Here is a 2,783-nt window from a genome sequence, read left to right as displayed (position 1 = left end):
CGTCCTCCAAGCCTCAGCGGAGCCATTCGGCCCCGCTCTGTTGACGCTAATAATAGCATCTTTTTGCCAGAGCGCAAGAGCTGACGCTAATAATAGCGTCATGGGCGGCGGTGGAATCACCGACCACTTCGCGGCTTCCATGTGGGAACCGGAGAACGGTCGCAGCCCGAAGGCATTCCGACCGACATGCCGCTCACCGCAATCAAGATCGAAACCATCGAGGATTATGAGAAGGCGACCGTCCGCGTCGCGGAGCTTGCCGGACACGTCGAGGACAGCGCCGAAGAGCGCGAGCTCATCGCCCTGGTCGACGCGATCATGGAATGGGACAACTCTGACGACGACGCCACGGCCTGGCGCTAATCACGGCACGCCGTCTTTTTTGCCGCCCCGCTGCACGACCGTCAGCGCGCCGTCCGGCAGCGGCCGCTGGAGGGCTTTCGCCACATCCCACGGCGCCGTCATCCAAGCCTCTACCTCGGAGGGCTCGGTCAGGATCACCGGCATGGCCTTGGGATGGATCGCCCCCACCTCGGCATTCGGGTCCGTCGTGAGGAAAGCGAATAGGTCCGTCGTCTCCACGCCCTTCTTGATCTTGCGGACCCCGGTCCAGGCAGGTGTCCAGATGCCGGCGAAGAAGGCGAGGGGGCGGTCCGCCGACAGGGCAAACCAGAAGTCCTGCTTCGAGCCATGATCGAACTCCGAGAACGACGTGAGCGGTACGACGCACCGGTTCGCCGGCCCCAGCCAAGGCTTCCAGTGCGCGGACGAGGTGTTGCGGACGTTCGTCGTCCCGCCGTCCGGCTCCATGCGCAAAAGCTCATCGAAGTTGACCGCCTTACCCTTGGCCTCCATCTTCGCGGCGCGCTTCTTCGCCGCCTCGAAGATCGCCCGCTTCGACGACGGCATCCCCCAGCGCACCATGGTGAGCTCGCGTACGCCATCGATGGCGTTGCGGACGATGGGAGCGGGATAATCAGGGAAGATCCCCGGCAGCGGCGGCAGGTTGCCGGTCGTGTCCCGCATGGCCCGGGCGAGCGCGACGATGGCGGCCTGGCCTTTCGTGAGGCTATACATATTACACATGATCAGATCCTGGCTCGCCCGACGCCGCGCATATCAGGCCCTAGTCGACGCTGAGGCAACCCGGCTCGTCGAGGCGGAAGGCGGCGCGGGTTACTACACGGCCCGCCAAGTTGCGCGGATGGCCCGCGAACGAGGGGACCGGTATGCCGATCGGCTTTGGGGACGCGTCGCCCGCCAGGTCGCAGATCGCACCGGCTTGGTGCCGGGGCATAGCAAGATCGGGCGGACCGAGAGCGAGTGGTGACCTACGCCTTCAGCTTCGCCGCCCATTCCGCATAGGGCGTGTTCTTGGCCAGGTGCCGGTTCAGGTCCGGCGCCCCGTCCTCCCACCATACGGGTCCGCGCTCTCCCAGGGCGACCTTGGCGGCGTCCACGGCCGCCCTCGCGTCCTTCATTTCGCCCTTGCCGGCCTTGGCGTCCTTGACGGCGCATCGGGCATCCATCAGCCGATCGACCAGCCGCTGCCGTTCGCCTTCCGGGATCGCTGGGTTCGTCGACCGCCACAGCCTGCCGGCGACCATGAAATAGCGGCCGTCCGGCGTCGTCGGATAGGATCGGCCGCTCACTCCGCATAATCCTTGGCCCGCCGGTCGTAGGCGTCCTCGTTGACAGCGTCGCCCGCAAGCGCGTCCTCCACTTCCCGGTCATCAACGAGGACGCCGCCGAAGTGGCCGACGAACGCCCGTGCCAGGCGAGGGTCCTCGAAGGCGATGCGTATGGTCTCACAACCCGGCCTGCGATCGAGGACGCGGAAGCCGATTTGCCAATCGCCGCACCAGCTGTCGATGCGCCGCAACCGCTCCCGCTCGTCGTCCGAGGCGAGCTTCATTTCGACCTGGTGGATAAATCCCGGCATCACGCTCTCCCTACAACAGGCACTTCCTCCAGCCGCGTAGTGTATCGAGGCGACCGCATATCGAATTTCGTGATCCACGCCTTCCGCTGTTTCGCGATGCCGGCGGCTGCCGAGAACACCGCGCCGCGCCCATGCTTCGCGTTGCAGGCGTCCAGGGCGTCCATCAGACGGCCGCTGCGCTCGCGGTCGAGCGATCCTATCAACGCCCGCTGCGAGGCCTCTAGCGGCACAATGTCGACCGTCATCAGGCCGACCTTGGCGTAGCGGTATCCGGACTTCCAGATCCGCCGCGCGCCCCACTTGGCCGCCCGCACCAGCACGAGCGTGTCGTTACTCGCCTCGGGGAAGTCGACCGTGGTCGAGACGCTGCGCGCCGGGCCGCGATCGTGCGGCGAAGTATGGAAGAATACCGTGACGTGGTCCGTGGCCAGCCCATGATGGCGCAGCTTCTCGCCCAGGCGCGTCGCATGCGCCGCAATGGCTTCCTGCATCATGTCCAGGTCCGAGACGCGGCCGGCGAACGACCGGGTCACCGCGCAGCCCTTCCGGGTTGGCGCCACGGTCTCCAGGTCGATGCAGGGAGTCCCCCGAAGCTCGTGGATGATCCGCTCGCCGACGACGGTCAGCGTCTTCCGCGCCAGTTTTGGATCCAAGGCTGCCACGTCGGCCGCCGTCCGGCACCCGAATGCGCCGAGCTTGGCCTGGCTGGCGCGCCCGATGCCCCAGACGTCCTCCAGGTCGACCAGCGGCAGCCATTCCCGCCGCGTCGCCTCGCTGGTCAGATCACAGACCCCGCCCAACTGCGGCGTGCTCTTGGCGATCTTGTTGGCGAGCTTGGCCA

Annotated in this window: 5 protein-coding genes; 1 reads left to right on the top strand and 4 read right to left on the bottom strand. The window is 66.5% G+C overall.

Features of this window, described 5'->3' with window-relative positions:
• Positions 1-186: 186 nt before the first annotated feature.
• Positions 187-363, top strand: coding sequence for a hypothetical protein (locus tag RMO04_RS09150; RefSeq protein WP_309644474.1), 177 nt, complete (start codon positions 187-189; stop codon positions 361-363).
• Here the strand turns inward: RMO04_RS09150 and RMO04_RS09145 are convergent, their stop codons facing one another.
• The 4 genes from RMO04_RS09145 to RMO04_RS09130 form a co-directional block, all read right to left on the bottom strand.
• Positions 364-1,077 (bottom strand): SOS response-associated peptidase family protein, encoded by a 714-nt coding sequence (locus RMO04_RS09145; protein WP_309644473.1) that lies wholly within the window; start codon positions 1,075-1,077, stop codon positions 364-366.
• Between the two features lie 254 nt (positions 1,078-1,331).
• Positions 1,332-1,652 carry a hypothetical protein gene (locus RMO04_RS09140; RefSeq protein WP_309644472.1) on the bottom strand — a complete coding sequence of 107 codons (321 nt, stop codon included), beginning with the start codon at positions 1,650-1,652 and terminating at the stop codon, positions 1,332-1,334.
• On the bottom strand, positions 1,649-1,942 hold the full coding sequence (locus tag RMO04_RS09135) for a hypothetical protein (protein ID WP_309644471.1): 294 nt from the start codon (positions 1,940-1,942) through the stop codon (positions 1,649-1,651). Before RMO04_RS09135 ends, RMO04_RS09140 begins: the two co-directional genes overlap by 4 nt.
• Positions 1,942-2,783: DUF4113 domain-containing protein (locus RMO04_RS09130; RefSeq protein WP_309644470.1), on the bottom strand; the 842-nt coding region annotated here is incomplete at its 5' end. The genes RMO04_RS09130 and RMO04_RS09135, both read right to left, overlap by 1 nt.

Origin of the sequence: Phenylobacterium sp., from assembly GCF_031412415.1 — a bacterium.
GTDB lineage: Bacteria > Pseudomonadota > Alphaproteobacteria > Caulobacterales > Caulobacteraceae > Phenylobacterium.
This window is presented reverse-complemented; position numbering and strand designations above follow the sequence as displayed.